The 19,878-nt window shown below is 59.2% G+C and carries 16 protein-coding genes; 12 read left to right on the plus strand and 4 right to left on the minus strand.

The genetic code is table 11. The features are described 5' to 3' along the window. The first annotated feature begins 250 nt into the window (after positions 1-250). Positions 251-1,681: an exodeoxyribonuclease I gene (sbcB, locus tag ACIPL0_RS04235; RefSeq protein ID WP_400593264.1), complete on the plus strand. Its 1,431-nt coding sequence runs from the start codon at positions 251-253 to the stop codon at positions 1,679-1,681. A 102-nt stretch (positions 1,682-1,783) separates the two neighbouring features. On the opposite strand, the gene mvaT is transcribed toward sbcB, so the two are convergent. Then, the gene (mvaT, locus tag ACIPL0_RS04240) at positions 1,784-2,164 is read right to left on the minus strand and encodes a histone-like nucleoid-structuring protein MvaT (protein ID WP_400593261.1); all 381 of its coding nucleotides are present in this window, start codon (positions 2,162-2,164) and stop codon (positions 1,784-1,786) included. 348 nt (positions 2,165-2,512) lie between these two features. On the opposite strand from mvaT, the gene purU reads away from it, so the two are divergent. Both purU and ACIPL0_RS04250 read left to right on the plus strand, forming a co-directional pair. After that, complete coding sequence (gene purU / locus ACIPL0_RS04245; protein ID WP_400593258.1) at positions 2,513-3,364, plus strand: formyltetrahydrofolate deformylase; 852 nt, start codon at positions 2,513-2,515, stop codon at positions 3,362-3,364. A gap of 124 nt (positions 3,365-3,488) precedes the next feature. Beyond that, the gene (locus ACIPL0_RS04250; RefSeq protein WP_400593255.1) at positions 3,489-3,683 is read left to right on the plus strand and encodes a hypothetical protein; all 195 of its coding nucleotides are present in this window, start codon (positions 3,489-3,491) and stop codon (positions 3,681-3,683) included. Here the strand turns inward: ACIPL0_RS04250 and ACIPL0_RS04255 are convergent. Beyond that, entirely contained in the window at positions 3,660-4,655 is a 996-nt protein-coding gene (locus tag ACIPL0_RS04255; RefSeq protein WP_400593252.1) for a YbhN family protein, read from the minus strand. The genes ACIPL0_RS04250 and ACIPL0_RS04255 overlap by 24 nt on opposite strands. Positions 4,656-5,146: 491 nt before the next feature. Here ACIPL0_RS04255 and ACIPL0_RS04260 point away from each other — a divergent pair, with 491 nt between their 5' ends. Continuing rightward, positions 5,147-6,628, plus strand: a complete 1,482-nt coding sequence (locus ACIPL0_RS04260) for a helicase HerA-like domain-containing protein (protein WP_400593249.1) — start codon at positions 5,147-5,149, stop codon at positions 6,626-6,628. 143 nt (positions 6,629-6,771) lie between these two features. Here the strand turns inward: ACIPL0_RS04260 and ACIPL0_RS04265 are convergent, their stop codons facing one another. Both ACIPL0_RS04265 and ACIPL0_RS04270 read right to left on the minus strand, forming a co-directional pair. Further along, on the minus strand, positions 6,772-8,244 hold the full coding sequence (locus ACIPL0_RS04265; protein WP_400593246.1) for an inorganic phosphate transporter: 1,473 nt from the start codon (positions 8,242-8,244) through the stop codon (positions 6,772-6,774). Between the two features lie 228 nt (positions 8,245-8,472). Continuing rightward, positions 8,473-8,670: a hypothetical protein gene (locus ACIPL0_RS04270; RefSeq protein ID WP_400593243.1), complete on the minus strand. Its 198-nt coding sequence runs from the start codon at positions 8,668-8,670 to the stop codon at positions 8,473-8,475. Between the two features lie 845 nt (positions 8,671-9,515). Between ACIPL0_RS04270 and pcaR the strand changes: the two genes are divergently transcribed. The 8 genes from pcaR to ACIPL0_RS04310 all read left to right on the plus strand — a co-directional run bounded on the left by pcaR (position 9,516) and on the right by ACIPL0_RS04310 (position 19,875). Next, a complete protein-coding gene (pcaR, locus tag ACIPL0_RS04275) occupies positions 9,516-10,358 on the plus strand; it encodes a pca regulon transcriptional regulator PcaR (RefSeq protein ID WP_400593240.1) in 843 nt (280 codons plus the stop codon). A gap of 248 nt (positions 10,359-10,606) precedes the next feature. Continuing rightward, positions 10,607-11,809 carry a 3-oxoadipyl-CoA thiolase gene (gene pcaF / locus ACIPL0_RS04280; protein WP_400593237.1) on the plus strand — a complete coding sequence of 401 codons (1,203 nt, stop codon included), beginning with the start codon at positions 10,607-10,609 and terminating at the stop codon, positions 11,807-11,809. 224 nt (positions 11,810-12,033) lie between these two features. Beyond that, on the plus strand, positions 12,034-13,323 hold the full coding sequence (locus tag ACIPL0_RS04285; RefSeq protein ID WP_400593234.1) for an MFS family transporter: 1,290 nt from the start codon (positions 12,034-12,036) through the stop codon (positions 13,321-13,323). Between the two features lie 78 nt (positions 13,324-13,401). Next, positions 13,402-14,190: a 3-oxoadipate enol-lactonase gene (pcaD, locus tag ACIPL0_RS04290; RefSeq protein ID WP_400593231.1), complete on the plus strand. Its 789-nt coding sequence runs from the start codon at positions 13,402-13,404 to the stop codon at positions 14,188-14,190. Between the two features lie 152 nt (positions 14,191-14,342). Next, entirely contained in the window at positions 14,343-15,089 is a 747-nt protein-coding gene (locus tag ACIPL0_RS04295; RefSeq protein WP_400593228.1) for a helix-turn-helix domain-containing protein, read from the plus strand. Positions 15,090-15,091: 2 nt separating this feature from the next. Beyond that, positions 15,092-16,744, plus strand: a complete 1,653-nt coding sequence (sctC, locus tag ACIPL0_RS04300) for a type III secretion system outer membrane ring subunit SctC (protein WP_400593225.1) — start codon at positions 15,092-15,094, stop codon at positions 16,742-16,744. Between the two features lies 1 nt (position 16,745). Then, on the plus strand, positions 16,746-17,831 hold the full coding sequence (gene sctW, locus ACIPL0_RS04305) for a type III secretion system gatekeeper subunit SctW (protein ID WP_400593222.1): 1,086 nt from the start codon (positions 16,746-16,748) through the stop codon (positions 17,829-17,831). After that, a complete protein-coding gene (locus ACIPL0_RS04310) occupies positions 17,821-19,875 on the plus strand; it encodes an EscV/YscV/HrcV family type III secretion system export apparatus protein (protein WP_400593219.1) in 2,055 nt (684 codons plus the stop codon). Before sctW ends, ACIPL0_RS04310 begins: the two co-directional genes overlap by 11 nt. Positions 19,876-19,878 lie beyond the last annotated feature (3 nt).

Raw genomic sequence — 19,878 nt, forward strand, 5'->3', positions numbered from 1 at the left:
GGGGATAAGAGCCCTTGGTTACTTGGGGCTTTTCCAAGTAACTCGCCGCCAGGCGAAACGAAGCAGCGTTAGCAGCTACAGCGTCAGGCCAAACACACCGAGTGCGCAGGTTTTACGACGACTTCGTCGCCGGTCGCAGGGCAAGCCAGCTCCTACAATTTCGGCCAGCGGTATACCAGCCCACTGTCGCGGCGCGGTGCCGTGACCCCCATCTGATAAACTCCCCGAGTCTTCGATTCAGGATCAACCCGTGACTTCCAGCATCTTCTGGTACGACTACGAAACCACCGGGATCAACCCGCGCAATGACCGGCCACTGCAAGTGGCGGGGATTCGCACGGACGATCAGCTCAACGAAATCGGCGAACCGATCAATCTCTATTGCCAGCCCAGCGACGACATCCTGCCGCACCCGGCGGCGTGCCTGGTCACCGGCATCACCCCGCAGCGCCTGGCGGAAAAAGGCCTGTGCGAAGCCGACTTCATGACACGGGTACATGCCGAACTGGCGAAACCGGGCACTTGCGGCGCCGGCTACAACACCCTGCGCTTCGACGACGAGATGACCCGCTACAGCCTGTATCGCAACTTCTTCGATCCTTATGGCCGGGAATGGCAAAGCGGCAACAGCCGCTGGGATCTGATCGACGTAGTACGTACCGCCTATGCGCTGCGCCCCGAAGGCATTGTCTGGCCGGAAGAAGAGGGGCGGGTGACGCTCAAACTTGAACGTCTGACCGCTGCCAACGGTATTGATCACGGCCAGGCCCACGACGCACTTTCCGACGTGCGCGCGACCATCGCCCTGGCCCGTTTGATTCGCGATAAACAACCGAAGCTTTACGACTATCTTTTCCAGCTGCGCAGCAAGCACAAGGTGCAGGATCAGATTCGTCTGCTACAACCGCTGGTGCATATATCCGGACGTTTTTCCGCCGCCCGCAGTTATTTGAGTGTTGTATTGCCGCTGGCCTGGCACCCGACCAATCGCAATGCGCTGATTGTCTGTGACCTGTTTCATGATCATCAGCCTTTGTTGGACGAAGACGCGGCCACCTTGCGTCAGCGCTTATATACCCGGCGTGAGGATCTGGACGCTGGACAACTGCCGGTGCCGCTCAAGTTACTGCATATAAATAAATGCCCGGTGGTGGCGCCGCTCAGCGTGCTGCGAGAAGAAGACCGTCAGCGTCTGCAATTGGACATGGACCTCTACAAAGAGCGTGCTGCACGACTCGGCGAGGGGCAGTCGATCTGGCAGGACAAGTTGAAAAACGTTTATGCCGCCGAGGATTTTGCTGTCAGCGAAGACCCTGAGCAGCAGTTGTATGATGGCTTTATTAACGATCGTGACCGGCGTCTTTGCGAGCAGGTCCGGTTGGCTGAACCGCAACAACTAGCCAGTGACAGCTGGCCGTTCGATGACCCGCGTTTGCCAGAGTTATTGTTTCGTTACCGGGCACGCAATTTTGCCGAAACCCTGTCCGTCGTCGAACAGCAAGAGTGGGCCGATTTCTGCCGTCGACGTCTGAGCGACCCCGAGGCCGGTGCGCCCAACACCCTCAAGGCCTTTTCCCGAGCGCTGGTCGAGCACTCACTGAAGGCCACGCCAGAGCAGCTCAAGGTGCTTGCACAGTGGCAGGACTACAGCCTGCAATTGCAACAGCGACTGGGGCTTTAACCGCTGGCATAAAAAAATAAAACCAATAAAAAACGCCAGCATTCGCTGGCGTTCTTAACGTCGTACATCACTGCACAACTGCGGTCTCAACACGCGGGCTTATTAGCCCAGCAGAGTGGCCCAGCTTTCAACCTCGTCACCGCCCCACTTGGCTTTCCACTCTTTCAGAGTTTTGTGGTTGCCGCCTTTGGTTTCGATGATTTCACCGTTGTGCGGGTTTTTGTACTGCTTGACCTTGCGAGCGCGTTTGGTGCCGGTAGTTTTTACCGCTGCACCGCCACGTGGCGCTTTCAGTTTGGATTCTGGATCCAGCAGCGCAATGATGTCGCGCAGGGATTTCTGATATTCGCCCATCAGGGTGCGCAGTTTGCCTTCGAACTCAAGTTCCTTCTGCAGTTTGTCGTCTTGTTGCAGATTCTGCAGGCGCGCTTGCAGTTCCTTGATGGCTTCTTCTGTGGCGCGGTATTCGTTGATCAGGGACATGAGGGCTACCTATGTTGTGATGAGCAGGGTGCAATGACGCAATAATAGTCACAGCGTTTGCGCAAGTAAACAATTAACGAAAGTTTTATCTGTAGCATTTTGAAATAGCCAAGTGATACGTCACAACGGGCTTACAAGTTTATGAAGGCGCTACAACGCAAAAAGCTGACTATTTAGAGTGAGTACAGGCGCCGTGTTTCTGGCGCCCGGAAGACGTTGGCGTGGTAAGCCATTACCGTTGATCGGGTCCTGGTTTTTTGCGCTGTAAATCTGTGGCAACGCGATACTGCACAATTCTCGGGTAGTCGCTAGAATGGCCGCCTTTGCGAAGTTCTGGAGTTTCCCCTCATGCGCACTTTTCGTCTGGTGATTGCTTGCCCGGACCGTGTCGGCATCGTTGCCAAAGTCAGTAACTTTCTGGCGTCGTACAACGGCTGGATTACCGAGGCAAGTCATCATTCCGACAACCTCAGCGGCTGGTTCTTCATGCGTCACGAAATCCGTGCCGACACCCTGCCGTTCGATCTGGAAGGCTTCCGTGCGGCGTTCGCGCCGATCGCCGAAGAGTTTTCCATGGACTGGCGCATCACCGACTCGGATCAGAAGAAGCGTGTCGTGTTGATGGCCAGCCGTGAATCACACTGCCTGGCCGACTTGCTGCACCGCTGGCACAGCGACGAACTGGACTGCGAAATCGCCTGCGTGATCTCCAACCACCAGGACCTGCGCAGCATGGTCGAATGGCACAACATTCCGTACTACCACGTTCCGGTCGACCCTAAAGACAAGGAGCCGGCGTTCGCCGAAGTGTCCCGTCTGGTCAAGCAGCATGAAGCCGATGTCGTGGTACTGGCGCGTTACATGCAGATCCTGCCGCCGCAACTGTGCCGTGAATACGCCCACCAGGTGATCAACATTCACCACAGCTTCCTGCCGTCGTTTGTCGGTGCCAAGCCGTACCACCAGGCCTCGCTGCGCGGTGTGAAGCTGATCGGCGCGACCTGCCACTACGTTACCGAAGAACTGGACGCCGGTCCGATCATCGAGCAGGACGTGGTTCGCGTCAGCCACCGCGACAGCATCGAAAACATGGTGCGTTTCGGCCGTGACGTCGAGAAGATGGTGCTGGCCCGTGGCTTGCGTGCGCATCTGGAAGACCGCGTACTGGTTCACGACAACAAGACTGTAGTGTTCGACTGATCGGCGCCACGCTCCCGCAGGACAGAAGCTGATCCTGTGGGAGCCGGCTCCTACAAACGATGTTCGTGCCAATGATGTGTGTTGCTTGATCGATTGAGTTCACCGCTGCCTGGAGCAGAGCACCATGACCAATCCCCTCGACAAGGCCACCTCGAAAGCGCCACCGACCCTCGGCGAGGGCTGCCTGAGCCGTTTTGATCCCGATGCGCTGTCACCGGATGACGGCACCGAATTCGAAGGCGCCGCGCAGTTGTGGAAACAGCTGAAAGATTCTGAAGAAGCCGACGGCAATCCGTCAGACCGTTCGGATCCGCAATAGCTTCATCAGCAATGGTCGGCCCACCATCAGCAGAAACACCGGCCCGCCCGCCACCAGATAGAAGTAGTAGGTGACGATCCGCCAGATCAGGATCGCTGCCGCTGCCGTCGATTTCCCCACCATGGGCGCCAGCAATGCCGCCGACGTCAGTTCCGCCGCCCCTGCGCCTCCGGGTGACAGGCTGAATTGTCCGGCACTCAGCGACAGCATCTGCACCAGAAACGTCCAGGCCCACTGAATGTCCACGCCGAGCCCCTGCAACGCCAGGTACATCACGCTGTAGCGCAGGGTCCAGTGCACGCAAGTCAGGGCAAAAACCTTCAATAAAATGCGGTGAGGCATTTTCCAGGTCTCGGCCAGTGCGTCGCGAAAATGCAGCAGCTTGCGCGCCCAGCGAATGCGCGTGCTGTTCTTGCGTTTCAGGCGTTCGAGCAACTTGCCGTTGAACAGAATGATCCGTCGGTGATAACGGGCAAAGCCGGCGCAGGCACAAAGCCCGGCCCCGATCAGCAGGGCACTGGCGATCAGCATCCATTCCAGGCTTTCGCTGAGCTGGTGAAAGACCGCGTAGATCAGGATGCCGATCAGCGCGAGCAGAAAGAACAGCAGGTCATTGAGCTGGTCGGTGGCAAAGGCGGCGGTGCTTCGGGCTGGCCCGATGCCGCAGCGTGAGAGCAGCGCCACCAGCGTCAACGGCGCACCGGAGCCTCCCGGTGTTGCGCAATAGGCGAACTCGGTGGCCATGACCACCGCCAGGCTTTTACGCATGCCTATCAGGCTGGCGCTTTCCCCCAGCAACAGGCGCAGGCGCATGGTGTTCATGCACCAGCCCACCAGCACCATGGCGAACATGCCCAGCAGCAACAGCGGCGGAAAATTGCGCAGCCGATGAAACATTTCCGCGCCGCCCATGAACAACGGAATGAGCAGTGCGAGGATCAGGCCTGCGGCCAGCCAACCGAGTCGTTTCACGCTGCCGACCTGACGCGGTGCAGGCTTTGCAGCCAGGCGAATTCAGTCATTGGCACGTGGCTGTCTTCCAGAAGGCGGGGCAGGGTGTATAGCCAGTCGCGGCAAGAACAGTCGTTGCGCATGTCCACGGATTGCAGACCAAGGCGCAGAGTCGGGGTGTGGTGCAAGTGGGCCTCACGGTGATCGCTGATGATTTTCGACAGGCCACGACGCCAGGCGCTGCGGGTGCTCCAGACAATACCGGGAGCGTCGACGGCGGAAAAGTCCAGTAGACGATACAGACCGTTGCGCGTCGCCGGTGCAGGACAACGGCAACTGGCGTACGTCTCGACGTTGCTGTCTCTGGTTGACCACTCTCAAGAATAGATGTTCGGTGGCGGATGGCCGCGCGGCTGGGTCCGCAAAGTCCTGCGTTCGGCTTGGGCTAGAGTGAAGAGGCCGACCCGGGATGTGTGCGGGACAACCAAACCATGGAACTTGTGGGTGAAAACATGCCTGATTCTCAGCAAATTGTTATTGGCGCGGACCTGGAGGGACGGCCCATCGGTCAGGCAATGCGTCTGGCAAACCGCCACGGGCTGGTGGCCGGAGCGACGGGGACCGGCAAGACCGTGACCTTGCAGCGCCTTGCCGAAGTGTTCAGCGATGCCGGGGTGGCGGTGTTCGCCGCTGATATCAAAGGCGACCTGTGCGGCCTGGGTGCAGCCGGTGATCCTCAAGGCAAAGTCGCCGAGCGTATTGCTGGCATGCCGTGGCTCAATCATTCAGCCAAAGCCTATCCCGTGACCCTGTGGGATGTGCATGGACAGTCCGGTCATCCCTTGCGTACCACCCTGTCGGAAATGGGGCCTTTGTTGTTGGGAAGTCTTTTGGAACTGACCGACAGCCAGCAATCGGCGCTCTACGCCGCGTTCAAGGTGGCGGACCGTGAAGGCCTGTTGCTGCTGGATCTCAAAGACCTCAAGGCGTTGTTGGGATATCTGAAAGACAACCCCCAGGCGCTGGGCGAAGACAGTGCGTTGATGACCACCGGGTCCAGTCAGGCCCTGTTGCGTCGGCTCGCGGTACTGGAGCAACAGGGCGCCGAAGCCTTGTTCGGTGAACCGGCATTGCAACTGGAAGACATTCTGCAACCGGCCAGCGATGGCCGTGGGCGGATTCATCTTCTGGACGCCAGCCGTCTGGTTCACGAGGCGCCCAAGGTTTATGCGACGTTCCTGCTCTGGTTGCTGGCCGAGTTGTTCGAGCAGTTGCCCGAGCGTGGCGATGCCGACAAGCCACTGCTGGCGCTGTTTTTCGACGAGGCGCATCTGTTGTTTGCCGATACGCCGAAGGCTTTGCAGGATCGCCTTGAACAGGTGGTGCGGCTGATCCGTTCCAAGGGCGTCGGTGTGTATTTCGTTACCCAGTCACCGGGCGACTTGCCGGACAACATCCTCGCCCAGTTGGGCCTGCGCATTCAGCACGGGCTGCGAGCGTTCACCAGCAAAGAGCAGAAATCGCTACGAGCGGTGGCGGAAGGCTTTCGGCCCAATCCGCAGTTCGATGCACTGACGGTGCTGACCGAGTTGGGAATCGGTGAGGCGCTGGTGGGGACCTTGCAGGAGAAGGGTACGCCGGAGATGGTGCAGCGGGTGCTGGTCGCGCCACCGCAATCGCGCATCGGTCCGTTGACCGAAGGCGAACGCGCGGCATTGATCAGCCGCTCGCCACTGGCCGGTCACTACGACAAGCCGATTGATCGTGAGTCGGCCTATGAGATGTTGCTGGCCCGGCAAGGCGCGGCAACACAGGCTTCGAAGGCGGAAGAAAAGTCTGACGGCGGGCTGGCCGATATTGCCGGTGGTTTTCTCGGTGGGCTGGCGGGGCAGGCGGTCAAGAGTGCGATGCGTCAGGCCGCGACGCAGATCGGTCGGGAACTGGTACGAGGTTTGATGGGGTCGTTGCTGGGGGGGAGCAAGAAGCGGCGGTAATGAGGGTAGCCGCGAGTGTTGTAGGTAGGAGCGCGCTTGCCCGCGATAGCTATAGGCCTGTCACATAGACGTTGACTGACACGATGTCTTGCGGGCAAACGCGCTCCTTCCTACAAGGAGCAAGGAGCGCGTTATTCCGTGAATCAAGCCAGTGCTTTGGACGCCAGCCAGAACAACGCCGCCGACAGCGCGACGGTGGCGGGCAGGGTCAGGACCCAGGCCAGCAGGATGTTACGTACGGTGCCGCCTTGCAGACCGCTCTTGTTCGCCACCATGGTGCCTGCGACACCTGATGACAGAATGTGAGTGGTGGATACCGGCAGAGCGAACACGTTGGCCAGAGCGATGGCGCTGGCAGTGGTGATCTGCGCCGACATGCCCTGTGCGTAGGTCATGCCCTGTTTGCCGATCTTCTCACCGATGGTCAGCACCACACGTTTCCAGCCGACCATGGTGCCGATACCCAGCGCCAGGGCTACCGCCAGAATTACCCAGAACGGTGCGTATTCGGTGGTCGCGGTCAGGTCTTTGCGCAGCTTTTCCAGGTCGGACTTCTCACGCGCATCCAGCGATGGCAGCTTGCTGACCTTGCGCGCAGTGTCATCCAGGCAGAGCAGATAGCGACGTACTTCGATGCGATGCTCCGGCGCCAGGCTGTGGTAGTCGGTCACGCCTTTCAGGTTGTTGAGCAGGGCGTCGATGGTCGGCTCGGTCTGCTCCGGGTTGCAGCTGAAACGCTCAGGCAGGTCACCGGTCTTGGACTTGCCCAGCGCCAGGTACTCACCCAGCGTCGCATTGTTGCGCTGGTAGAACTGGCTCAGGTGCAGGGTCGCGTCGCGGGTGCGTTCGATCTGGTACGTGGTGGTGCTCAGGTCCAGTACGAACTGCGCCGGGACGATACCGATCAGCACCAGCATGATCAGGCCGATGCCTTTCTGGCCGTCGTTGGAACCGTGTACGAAGCTCACCGCCATGGCGGAAATCACCAGGACCAGACGGTTCCAGAACGGCGGGTGTTTCTTGTCCTTGATGTTGCGACGCTGTTCCGGCGTGTTGTGCATCTTGGACAATGGGCGCCAGGCCTTCAGTGCGATCAGCGCCAGCGCCGCGACAATGAAGCCCATCAGCGGGGAAAACACCAGCGAGGCACCGATGTCGATCGCCTTCTGCCAGTTCACGCCTTCACCCAGCGGAATGTGGTTGATCAGCGCGTTGGCCAGACCGACGCCGAGGATCGAGCCGATCAGCGTGTGCGAACTGGAAGCTGGAATACCGAAGTACCAGGTGCCGAGGTTCCAGGTGATCGCTGCGGCCAGCAGCGAGAACACCATGGCCAGGCCATGACCGGTATTGACGTTGATCAGCAGTTCGACGGGCAACAGATGGACGATGGCATACGCCACGCCGACGCCGCCAAGCAGCACCCCGAGAAAGTTGAACACACCCGAAAAGAACACCGCCAGGTGGGGCGGCATCGCCTTGGTGTAAATGACTGTAGCCACCGCGTTGGCGGTGTCATGAAAGCCGTTGATGAACTCGAAGGTGAGGACAAAAGCCAGGGCGAGCACAAGGCTCACAATCACCCAGGCATCCAGTCCGCTGAATAAATCGATCATGGAAGGTTTTCTGACCCGGTATTAAGGGGGCGGGATTATGACAGAAAAAAAACTAATCGATAGGCAAGCCGCCAATTGGTAGCGGCCATCGACGAAAATTCTGTCCACTCCAGCCCGTTGACTTCCTGTCAGGAAGCGAAACGCGTACGCGCTTCAACCTTAGCTGAAACCGGGGAAGCCATTCGGCCGTCAGGCGATCGCATCAGTCAGTTGTGCGAGCGACACCGCTCAAGGCTGTTCCTTGAGCTCTTGCTCCATCTTCTGAAGTTCCTGCTTGAACGCCTGATCACGGATGCTGGCGCGCTTGCGCCACGGTTTGCGCTCCGGCTCTGGCTGAGCGGCGTAGGTGGTCACCTCACCGCCGTAGACGTCCTTGTAGCGTTGTTCCTGGCGCTCTAGTTCTGCGCGCAGTTCATCTTTGGTCACATCATTACCTGTATATGTCGGGTGTATTCCAGTGATGGCACAGGATCGCGAAGTGTGGGAGAGCCAGCTGATCGAGTTGGCTGATCGTGTTGCGATTAAACCTTCGCGATGAATCACCGGCGAACGGATTAAACACTTCAGTCACCTGCGGCTACGCGCACCGGAACGACAAGGCTGTCGTAGCAACATTCAATTTGCATCTGCCAGATACTGGCGAATTGACCAGGCTTCTGGCCTGTCTAGCGCGTGGGCAATGCACTCAGGTTGTGCATGCGCGGCGTGATTGGATCCATACCAGGTAGGGTGGCGGACTTGAAACACGCCATGGCGTTATAGCACGTCAATTGATCGCTACTATCTCCAAGACACGGAAAAGAGTCAACTGCGCGCAATGCCGCAATTCAAATAACAGCGGACAAGTACTGTTTAGCTGTACGACCCTTCCGAAGTTCGAGCGCAATCATCTATGACAAAACTTGTTAATCAAATTACGTCGGCTGTGAGACAAATTTCTGACGACGTAATTCCTGCCGGATTGAAAATGTCCGATCAGCGTAATTGTATCGAGATGCATACAAAGGGAGAGGGGCGCGCGGCAAGGGGGGGATAAAAAACGGCCTTGCGATGAGCAAGGCCGCTGCCTGGGACTTCTCAGTGGGTACCTGACCAGTATTTCCAAGAAGCCACATGGTGGCGTGTGAAAGGTATAAGCAACGGAGCGACCGGTCAATTGCGATTATCGGCCAGTGGTTCGATAATCGCACCACGCGCCCTTGCCGCTGACGTGAAAAGAGGCGAGAGTGGCGTTAGACAAGGCCTGCGCGGCCACGACGAACGGTAACGAGATGAACGATCAACTGCGTAATTCCTTTGCTTCGCTGGCCCCGCCCATCGTGGCGTCACCGGCCAAGCGGATCCAGGCCTTCACAGGTGATCCTGACTTCATGACCTCGCTGGCCCGCGGGCTGGCGGTCATTCAGGCGTTTCAGGAGCGCAAGCGGCACCTGACCATCGCGCAGATCAGCCACCGTACGGAAATCCCGCGTGCCGCCGTACGACGTTGCCTTCACACCCTGATCAAACTCGGTTACGCCACCACCGACGGTCGAACCTATTCGCTGTTGCCCAAAGTGCTGACCCTCGGTCACGCCTACCTGTCGTCGACGCCGCTGGCGGTGTCGTCCCAGCCTTACCTGGACCGCATGAGCGAACAACTCCACGAAGCCTGCAACATGGCGACGCTGGAGGGGGACGACATCTTATATATAGCTCGCTCGGCGACGACGCAGCGGCTGATTTCGGTCGACCTCGCGGTGGGCGGGCGTTTGCCGGCCTATTGCACGTCCATGGGCCGGATTCTGCTGGCGGCGCTGGACGATGTGTCGTTGCAGGAATACCTCGATCATGTCGACCTGCAACCCAAGACCAGCCGAACCCTGCGCACCCCGGAGGCGTTGCTCGAATGTCTGCAGCAGGTGCGCGAGCAAGGCTGGTGCATCGTCGACCAGGAACTTGAACAAGGCCTGCGTTCGATTGCCGTACCGGTTTACGACGCATCCGGTCAGGTGCTGGCGGCGCTCAATGTCAGCACCAGCGCCGGACGTGTCACCCGTAACGAACTGGAGCAGAAGTTTCTGCCGATCATGCTCGATGCCAGCCGCAATCTGAGTACTCAACTGTTTACCTGATTGGCAGGTGTTGGCTCCCGCAGAACCTCCTCTCAACCCCGCAGGCCATGTGCATTCACTATGTGTGCGGTTATCGAACACATAGTCGATTATCGGATTGTCCCGCCTAGTGCTCAGGCATAACCTGAATCTCATCCCGGTGCCGCCCCCTGGCACCGCTCATCGATAGAAAGTTGACCCGGAGCACCCCATGGCTGGAGTTCTTTCCTGCAGGATGCTGCCGCCCACGGTCAGACAGCGGGAGAAGCATGATGCGTGAAGTGTTTATTTGCGATGCGATCCGTACGCCGATTGGCCGCTTCGGCGGTGCACTGGCAAGCGTGCGTGCCGATGACCTGGCGGCATTGCCGATCAAGGCGCTGATCGAGCGCAACCCATCGGTGAACTGGAACGAAGTCGACGAGGTGTTCCTCGGCTGCGCCAACCAGGCCGGTGAGGACAACCGCAACGTTGCCCGCATGGCGGCACTGCTGGCCGGTCTGCCGGAAACCGTACCGGGTGTCACGCTCAACCGTCTGTGCGCTTCGGGCCTGGATGCGGTGGGCACGGCTTACCGCGCGATTGCCTCTGGCGAGATGGAGCTGGCGATTGCCGGTGGTGTCGAGTCCATGTCCCGTGCGCCGTTCGTGATGGGCAAGGCCGAAACTGCATTCGGTCGCGGTCAGAAGCTGGAAGACACTACGCTGGGCTGGCGCTTCGTCAACCCGCAGATGAAAGATCAGTACGGCGTGGAAACCATGCCGCAGACCGGCGATAACGTTGCCGAAGACTTCAAGGTGTCCCGCGAGGATCAGGATGCCTTTGCCCTGCGCAGTCAACAACGCACAGCGGCGGCTCAGGCTTCGGGCTTCTTCGCGGAAGAAATCGTTCCGGTGCGTATCGCCGGCAAAAAGGGCGAAACCATCGTCGACAAGGACGAGCATCCTCGTGCTGATACCAGTCTGGAAGCCCTGAGCAAGCTCAAGCCAGTTAACGGTCCGGGCAAGACCGTCACTGCCGGTAATGCGGCCGGGCTGAACGATGGCGCCGTGGCGCTGATTCTGGCGTCCGCCGACGCGGTGAAAAAGCATGGCCTGACGCCACGTGCGCGAGTGTTGGGCATGGCCAGTGCCGGTGTGCTGCCGCGTGTCATGGGCATCGGCCCGGTACCGGCGGTGCGCAAGCTGGTCGAGCGTCTGGGCCTGGCGGTATCGGATTTCGACGTCATCGAACTGAACGAGGCGTTCGCCAGCCAGGGTCTGGCGGTGATGCGCGAACTCGGTCTGGCCGATGACTCACCGAAGGTCAACCCGAACGGCGGCGCGATTTCCCTGGGGCATCCCCTGGGCATGAGCGGTGCGCGTCTGGTGCTGACCGCGTTGCATCAATTGGAAAAAACCGGCGGCAGCAAGGGATTGGCGACCATGTGCGTCGGAGTAGGGCAGGGTCTGGCTCTTGCCATCGAGAGGTAAAGCCACAGGGCGCTGAAGCAACGCCACAGGATTCAACCACCCGAGTCATCGACTGCCTCCACGAAAAGGCAGTTTGATGGCTCGGGTGGTTGTTCTTGTGATGTCGAAGTGCTTAAGTCTTAGTGTTACAGGTTGTTTCGTGGACCGTCTGCTCGTTCGGGTCCGACAGTCTTCCTGTCCGGGCCGGTTCGACAGCGGGCCTTTTAAAAACTGGGGAAAAAATAATGACAACGACTCACTACACCGGAGAAGAAAGGAGCAAACGGATTTTTGCGATCGTGGGTGCCTCGTCAGGCAACCTCGTGGAATGGTTCGACTTCTATGTCTACGCCTTCTGCGCCATCTACTTCGCACCGGCTTTCTTTCCGTCCGATGATCCGACCGTGCAGTTGCTCAACACGGCCGGGGTGTTTGCCGCGGGCTTTCTGATGCGCCCTATCGGTGGCTGGCTGTTCGGTCGCGTGGCCGACAAGCATGGCCGGAAAAACTCGATGATGATCTCGGTCCTGATGATGTGCGCAGGTTCGCTGGTCATCGCCTGTCTGCCGACCTATGCCGCGATTGGTGCCTGGGCGCCATTCCTGCTGCTGGTCGCGCGCCTGTTTCAGGGGTTGTCGGTCGGTGGCGAATACGGCACCACGGCAACTTACATGAGTGAGGTCGCCCTGCGCGGCCAGCGTGGCTTCTTCGCCTCGTTCCAGTACGTGACCCTGATCGGCGGCCAGTTGCTGGCCGTGCTGACCGTGGTCATCCTGCAGCAATTCCTCAACGCCGATGAGCTGAAAGCCTACGGCTGGCGGATTCCGTTCGTGGTGGGTGCCATCGCCGCCGTCATCTCGCTGTTGCTGCGTCGCTCGCTGAAAGAAACCACCACGGCCGAAGTGCGTCAGGACAAGGACGCCGGCAGCATGGCGGCACTGTTCCGCGACAACAAGGCGGCGTTCATCACCGTACTGGGTTACACCGCCGGCGGCTCGCTGATTTTCTACACCTTCACCACCTACATGCAGAAGTATCTGGTCAACACCGTACACATGGACGCCAAGGTCGCCAGCTACATCATGACCGGCGCGCTGTTCCTGTACATGTGCATGCAGCCGGTGTTCGGCGCACTGGCCGACAAGATCGGTCGCCGCGCGTCGATGCTCTGGTTCGGTGGCCTGGGCACAATCTTCACCGTGCCGCTGCTGCTGACCCTGAAAACCACCACCAGCCCTGTGCTGGCGTTCGTGCTGATCACCCTGGCGCTGGCAATCGTCAGCTTCTACACCTCGATCAGCGGTCTGGTAAAAGCTGAGATGTTCCCGGTCCAGGTACGTGCGCTGGGCGTCGGTCTGGCGTATGCGGTGGCTAACGCGCTGTTCGGCGGTTCGGCCGAATACGTGGCGCTGGGGCTGAAGAACATGGGCATGGAAAACACCTTCTACTGGTACGTCACCGCGATGATGGCCATTGCCTTCCTGTTCAGCCTGCGTCTGCCGAAAAAGCCGGCATACCTGCACGAAGATCTCTGATCCGCAACAAGCGCGCCCGGTATCCGGGCGCGCATCATCCATACTCTTCAAACCTGAAATCGGTCAAAGGAAGCTGACATGGCATTCGTACAACTTGGCGATGGTGAAATGCATTATCAGATCGAGGGCCCGGCAGGTGCTCCGGTGCTGGTGCTGTCCAACTCGCTCGGCACCGACCTGCACATGTGGGATGCGCAAATCCCGGCGTTGACTCAATCCTTCCGTGTCCTGCGTTATGACACGCGCGGTCATGGCAAGTCGCTGGTGACCCAGGGCCCGTACACCATCGAGCAACTGGGGCGTGACGTACTGGCACTGCTGGACAGCCTGAAAATCAAACAGGCGCATTTCTGCGGTCTGTCCATGGGTGGCTTGATCGGCCAGTGGCTGGGCATTCACGCCAACGACCGCCTGCACAAACTGATTCTGTGCAACACCGCGGCGAAGATCGGCGGACCCGAGATGTGGGATCCGCGTATCAAAATGGTCGAAGAGGGCGGCGAACAGGCCATGAAAGAGCTGGGTGCCGGTGCGGTAGGACGCTGGTTCACCGCGGATTTCGCCAGGGATCATGCCGACAAGGTCACACCGGTTACCGACTCTCTGGCTGCGACCTCACCTCAAGGCTATGCCGCCTGCTGTGCGGCAGTGCGCGACGCTGATTTCCGCAAACAGATCAGCTCGATCACCGTGCCGACCCTGATGATCTGCGGCAGCCACGATGCCGTGACCACGGTCGCCGACGGCCATTTCATCCAGAACCATATCCAGGGCTGCCAGTTGTCCGATTACTACGCGGCGCACCTGTCCAACGTCGAACTGGGCGAAGTGTTCACGCTGCGAGTCAGGGAGTTCCTGCTCGGCTGATTTTTCCGGCAGACGCTCTCGGGGCGTCTGCCGAACCCCTTCCGCCGAAACCGCACAATCCTGCGCGGGGCTTCATCAGTATTCCATCAAGATTCGCACGGCACCGACTCCCATGATCCGGACTCATGTGAGCTGACTCCTGGTGCTTGATCGTGCGGTCCGATTCCTTCTCCCCCAAAATCTTTGCAGATACGGCCTTCAGCCATGCCAGCACGAGCGAGCGAATCGTTTCGGTGCAGGTCGGCGAGCTCGGGCTGGATCTTGGATGCATCGGTGGTGCGGTCAGCTACTGGCTGCCGCCTGGCTGGAGCGGGCTGTGGGCATATCGCTCCGGGGTCTTGTCCTGTAAGGGTGGCGAGCGCAGTTCCGAGGCGCCGGCGGTCAATCTGGTCAAGTTGCAGGTTTTCATGGACCGGGCTGCGGACGCAGTCGAGACGGGGGGAGGCGCAGACTTTGTAACGCTGGCAGTGCCTGCCGAAGATCTGGCGTGTGCACAAGCCCTCGAACGCTGGTACGTCACCCAATGCATGACCGGCAGTGTCGCCTGCCGACAATTCTCCTCGTGGTTGCGCCAAAGCGAGCGTTATCAGGTCGTTTCATTCTTGCTCCGTGAAGAGTCCTTGAGCAGCAAGCTGTGTGAATTGGCGGGCCGTTACGGTGTGTCAATTTCTCACTTTCGCAGGCTCTGCCATCAAGCGCTTGGCTGCACTGCCAAGACTGAATTGCGCGAGTGGCGCACGGCCCGCGCCTTGCTGGCCAAGTCGCGAAAAGAAACGTTGACCGACCTTGCTCTGACATTCGGCTTCTCGTCGCCATCGCACTTCTCCAAGGAAATCCGCGAGCTGCTTGGTGTATCCCCCAGCAGTCTTAACGACATCACCCGGCTTTCGAGCAGATGACCATGATGACTGTCCGCCCCTCATTCTCGGCACTGGTGTTCTTTTTCATATGCAGCCTCGTTCCGTTGTCGGTGGCTGCCAGTCCATCTACCGAGAGCCGCGGCTATGTGGCTCGTCAGGAAAGTCTGCGCGGTTTCTTCGACGGATTGTCCGGGGCGCTGGGCAAGCCGGTTGTCGTGAGCAAGTCCGCCGGGCAGAAAAAGATCACCGGCGACTTCAGCCTCACCAATCCCGAGCGCACGCTGGCGAAAATCACCCGACAACTCGGTTTGATCTGGTACGACGACGGCCAGGCTATTTACGTGTACGACGCCGCAGAGTCGAAAAGCGCGGTGGGCTCGCTGAACACCATCACCGTGGACAGTCTGCAGGCATTCATGCGCCGCTCCGGTCTCGCAGACGACCGCTATCCGTTGCGCAACGACGGCCGTCGCACGTTCTATGTTTCCGGACCGCCCATCTATGTCGACCTGATCATGCAGGCTGCACAACTCATGGATAACCAGGGTGCTGAACTGGATCTGGGTCAGCAGCGCATCGGCGTCATTCGCTTGCACAACACCTTCGTGGGTGATCGTACGTACCAGATGCGTGACGAGAGCATTGTGATTCCTGGTATGGCGACGGTAATCGAGCAGTTGCTCAGAGGCGAGAAGCGGGGCGTCGACGAGGCGATTCGAACGGCTCGGTCGGGCAGTGCGCCGGGCTCTGCGCTGGAAGACTCCGGTGTGACCGGTAATCACGATATCCGGGTGGGACCAAAAGCGATGGCTCGCGATATGGCAGCGGGCAACATCCGTGTCATCGCCTATCCCGACACCAATAGCCTGCTGGTCAAGGGCCTGCCCGATCAGGTGCGCTTCATTGAAAATCTGGTCGCGGCGCTGGATGAAGCCAAGCGCCATGTCGAGCTGTCGCTGTGGATCATCGACCTGCAGAAAGATGACCTCAACCAGCTCGGAGTCAACTGGCAAGGCGGCGTGAAAGTCGGCAGCCAGTTCGCCGCGTCACTCAACGGGGGCCTGGAAAGCACGCTGGACGGCGCCAGCTTCATGATGCAGATCCAGGCTCTGGAGCGGGAAAATCGGGCCAATGTCGTTTCCCGCCCGATGATCCTGACTCAGGAAAACGTACCGGCCATTTTCGACAATAACCGTACGTTCTACACCCGCTTGGTGGGTGAGCGTGCAGTGGAGCTACAGCACGTCACCTACGGAACAATGGTCAACGTACTGCCGCGTTTCGGTGTCTCGGAAGAGATCGAAATGTCGCTGACCATCGAAGACGGCGACGAAGTCAGCGACGGAAAGGCTGACAAGAATGCCGAAGGCGCCCTGCCAACAGTCGGGCGAACCCGCATCAGTACAGTCGCTCGGGTGCCTCAGGGCAAAAGCCTGTTGATCGGCGGGTTCACCCGTGACGAGCGCGGTGAGCAGATTGGCCGGATTCCCGTGCTGGGCTCGATCCCCGTGGTGGGAAGGCTGTTCAGCTATCGACAATCGCGCAACGCCAATACGGTACGGGTTTTTCTGATTCAGCCCAGGGAGATACGCACGCCCTTGCCCGAGCAGGCCAGCGATCTGGCGGCGAAAGCCAGTGACTTCGGCATGGGGCTGGAGGCGCAACGCGCCATCTGGAAGGCCATCGAGCGCTGATATGCAGATACGTCCTTCGATGCCTTCACCGCTGCTCGTGTCACCTGACTCCAAGGCTCAGGCAAATACTCAGTCCAGCGAGACGCCAGAAGATATGGCGGTCACTGCTGCCTCGCGAATGCTGGAAACCAGCGATGAAATGTCAGCGGCGCTCAGCCAGTTCATGCGCAGCCGTAAGCCGGACGGGCGGCTCGAAGAGCATATGAGCGACTTCGAGAAGGTACTTGAAGGCGACGTTTTGCCAAGGGCGCAGCAAGTGCTGGCGGCGGCGAAGATGTCTGATCGTCCCATTGAGTGGCTGTTGCAGCAGGCTCGCCAGCTGTTCGGTGATGACAGCGATCTGGTGCTGGTGCTGCGCGAACTGCTGCGGCAGAAAAACCTGGCTGAAGCCAGTCGTGAGCGGATCGAGCAGATGCTTCGCGTGGTGATGTCCCAGGCCTCGCCGAAGCGATTGAAGGCCGGTATCAATTGTGCGCTCAAGGCTCGGCTGTTCGGCAAGACGCTGGCCATGAGCGCCGCTCTGTTACGTGAAACCTACCGATCTTTTCTGGAGAGCGATTCGGGGCCCGTACCCGATTATGAAGACTGGATAGCGCTCTACGGGTGCCACCATCGCAGCAGCGTGCTGATGTTCGTCGAGGCGTCGCTACTGACGGATATCGACGCACAGGACCCAAGCTGTACCCGCGCCGAATTCGGCGATCTGCTCGGACGGCTTGGGCAGCTCAAAAGGTTGCGTTCGGCAGATCGGACTTTCGTCATGGACCTTCTCGCAAATGAATGGCTGCACGGCCATGGCATCGGCGAGGCACAGTTGCTGATTCTGATGCTCGGGCTTCTGCGCTACCCAGACGAGCTGGATGATCTGCTCGAAGGTGGTATTGGCGACGCGCTGTTCCCGGTATCCCATGCCGAGCGCTCGTGCGTGCTCGGCGCTCTTCAGAAGGCGGCTGCCCGCCTGCCTGTCGAATTGTTCTCAGATGAGCAGGCCCCGTTGCGTCTGATGGAGCGTTTCATGACGCTGGCTGATATCACCTTTGCTCGTGAAGCCGTTGAGCGTCTTCAGGAGACAGACCGTGCTGGGTAAGTTTCTGCGCAGCGTAACGTCGCGACCGGAGCTGCTGATCCTGACGCTCATGGTCATGATCATCGCCATGCTGATCATCCCTCTGCCGACACCGCTGGTGGATTTTCTGATTGGCCTCAACATCGTCATTGCGCTGCTGGTTTTCATGGGGTCTTTTTACATCGAAAGGATCCTCAGCTACTCCACGTTTCCCTCGTTACTACTGATCACCACGCTGTTTCGTCTGGCCTTGTCGATCAGCACCAGTCGCTTGATTCTCACCCAGGCCGATGCCGGGGACATCATCGACACCTTCGGTGAGTTCGTGATCGGCGAAAACCTGATCGTGGGCTTCGTGATCTTCTCGATCGTCACCATCGTGCAATTCATCGTCATCACCAAAGGATCGGAACGGGTCGCGGAAGTCGCGGCACGCTTTTCCCTGGATGGCATGCCAGGCAAGCAGATGAGTATCGACGGCGACCTCAAGGCCGGAGTGATCGACGCCAAAACTGCCGGCGAGCGCCGCAGTGTGCTGGAGCGCGAAAGCCAGCTGTATGGTTCGTTCGACGGAGCCATGAAATTCATCAAGGGCGACGCCATCGCCGGCATCATCATCATCTTCGTCAACTTCATCGGCGGTATTGCCATCGGTGTCGGGCAACTGGGCATGGACATGTCCACCGCACTGTCGACCTACACCATGTTGACCATCGGCGATGGTCTGGTCGCGCAGATACCTGCTCTGCTGATCGCGATCAGCGCCGGCTTCATCGTCACCCGGGTCAATGGTGACGACAGCAACCTGGGCCGTAATATCATCACTCAGATGCTTGGCAACCCGTTCGTTCTTGGAGTGACCGCCGTGTTGGCACTGGCGGTCGGGGTTTTGCCCGGATTCCCCCTCGCAACGTTCATGCTGCTGTCGGCCTCACTGGGATTGTTGCTGCTCAGTCGATACCGGCGGGCTCGTCGGCAGTGCAGTGAAAATAGCGAGATGCCTGCCGTCAGTGGCGGATCCGGCAATCCCGAAGACAGCCTTGGCCTGATCGAGGATGTGGACAGTCTGGCCACGGAAACCGTACCGCTGATACTGCTGGTGCCCGGCAGCCGGCTCGATTCGTTGCGCAAGGCCCGTTTACCCGAGCGTTTTCGCACCCAGTTTTTTGTGGATTACGGCATCCGGATTCCTGAACCGCAATTGCGGGCCAGTGAGTTACTTCCGGACCACCAGCTTGCAGTCCTGATCAACGAGGTGCGTGCCGACCAGTTCGATATCCATTTCGATCATTTGCGTATCGTCGATTTCTCTCCCGAGATTGAAACCCTCCAGATCAGCCTTGTTCGCGGAATGGACAGTAATCGGCAGACCAGCCATTGGTGCTCTGCCAGCGAAAAGCACACGCTCGAAAACCTCGGCTACCACCTGCGTCCGGCATACGACGAATGCTATCGCTGCCTGGTGACGCTACTGGCACGCAACATCCATGAATTCTTCGGTGTACAGGAGACCAAGACTCTGCTCGACGAGCTGGAAAAGCGTTACCCCGATCTCCTCAAAGAGGTGTACCGCCATGTCACGGTGCAGAAGGTCTCGGAAATTCTGCAACGACTGCTCAACGAGCGGATTTCCGTTCGCAACATGAAGCTGGTGCTGGAGTCGGTGGCGCATTGGGCCTCGCGGGAAAAGGACGTGCTGGCACTGGTCGAGCATGTGCGGGGAGGCCTGGCCCGTTACATCAGCAACAAGTTTGCCCACGGCAATGATCTTCGCGTGTTGATGCTCTCGGCCGAGTTCGAGGAAGTCGTGCGCAAGGGTATCCGCCAAACCTCCCAGGGCAATTTCCTCAACCTGGAACCTGCCGCCTGCGAAGAGCTGATCGATCGCCTCGCCGTCGCGCTGGATGGCCTGCATATCCCGCAAAAGGATCTTGTATTGCTCGGCTCAATCGACGTGCGCAGGTACATCAAGAAACTGATCGAGGGACGTTTCAAGGAGCTGGACGTCATGTCCTACGGCGAAGTTTCCGAAACCATTTCCGTCAACGTCGTCAAGACACTCTAAAGG

The organism is Pseudomonas sp. NPDC090208, assembly GCF_044746785.1.
Lineage (GTDB): Bacteria > Pseudomonadota > Gammaproteobacteria > Pseudomonadales > Pseudomonadaceae > Aquipseudomonas.

Bases quoted from the DNA above. Each gene is read 5' to 3' on its own strand.
- mvaT (WP_400593261.1), bottom strand. From the start codon at position 2,164: ATGTCCCTGATCAACGAATACCGCGCCACAGAAGAAGCCATCAAGGAA.
- purU (WP_400593258.1), top strand. From the start codon at position 2,513: ATGCGCACTTTTCGTCTGGTGATTGCTTGCCCGGACCGTGTCGGCATC.
- ACIPL0_RS04250 (WP_400593255.1), top strand. From the start codon at position 3,489: ATGACCAATCCCCTCGACAAGGCCACCTCGAAAGCGCCACCGACCCTC.
- ACIPL0_RS04260 (WP_400593249.1), top strand. From the start codon at position 5,147: ATGCCTGATTCTCAGCAAATTGTTATTGGCGCGGACCTGGAGGGACGG.
- ACIPL0_RS04265 (WP_400593246.1), bottom strand. From the start codon at position 8,244: ATGATCGATTTATTCAGCGGACTGGATGCCTGGGTGATTGTGAGCCTT.
- pcaR (WP_400593240.1), top strand. From the start codon at position 9,516: ATGAACGATCAACTGCGTAATTCCTTTGCTTCGCTGGCCCCGCCCATC.
- pcaF (WP_400593237.1), top strand. From the start codon at position 10,607: ATGATGCGTGAAGTGTTTATTTGCGATGCGATCCGTACGCCGATTGGC.
- ACIPL0_RS04285 (WP_400593234.1), top strand. From the start codon at position 12,034: ATGACAACGACTCACTACACCGGAGAAGAAAGGAGCAAACGGATTTTT.
- pcaD (WP_400593231.1), top strand. From the start codon at position 13,402: ATGGCATTCGTACAACTTGGCGATGGTGAAATGCATTATCAGATCGAG.
- sctC (WP_400593225.1), top strand. From the start codon at position 15,092: ATGATGACTGTCCGCCCCTCATTCTCGGCACTGGTGTTCTTTTTCATA.
- sctW (WP_400593222.1), top strand. From the start codon at position 16,746: ATGCAGATACGTCCTTCGATGCCTTCACCGCTGCTCGTGTCACCTGAC.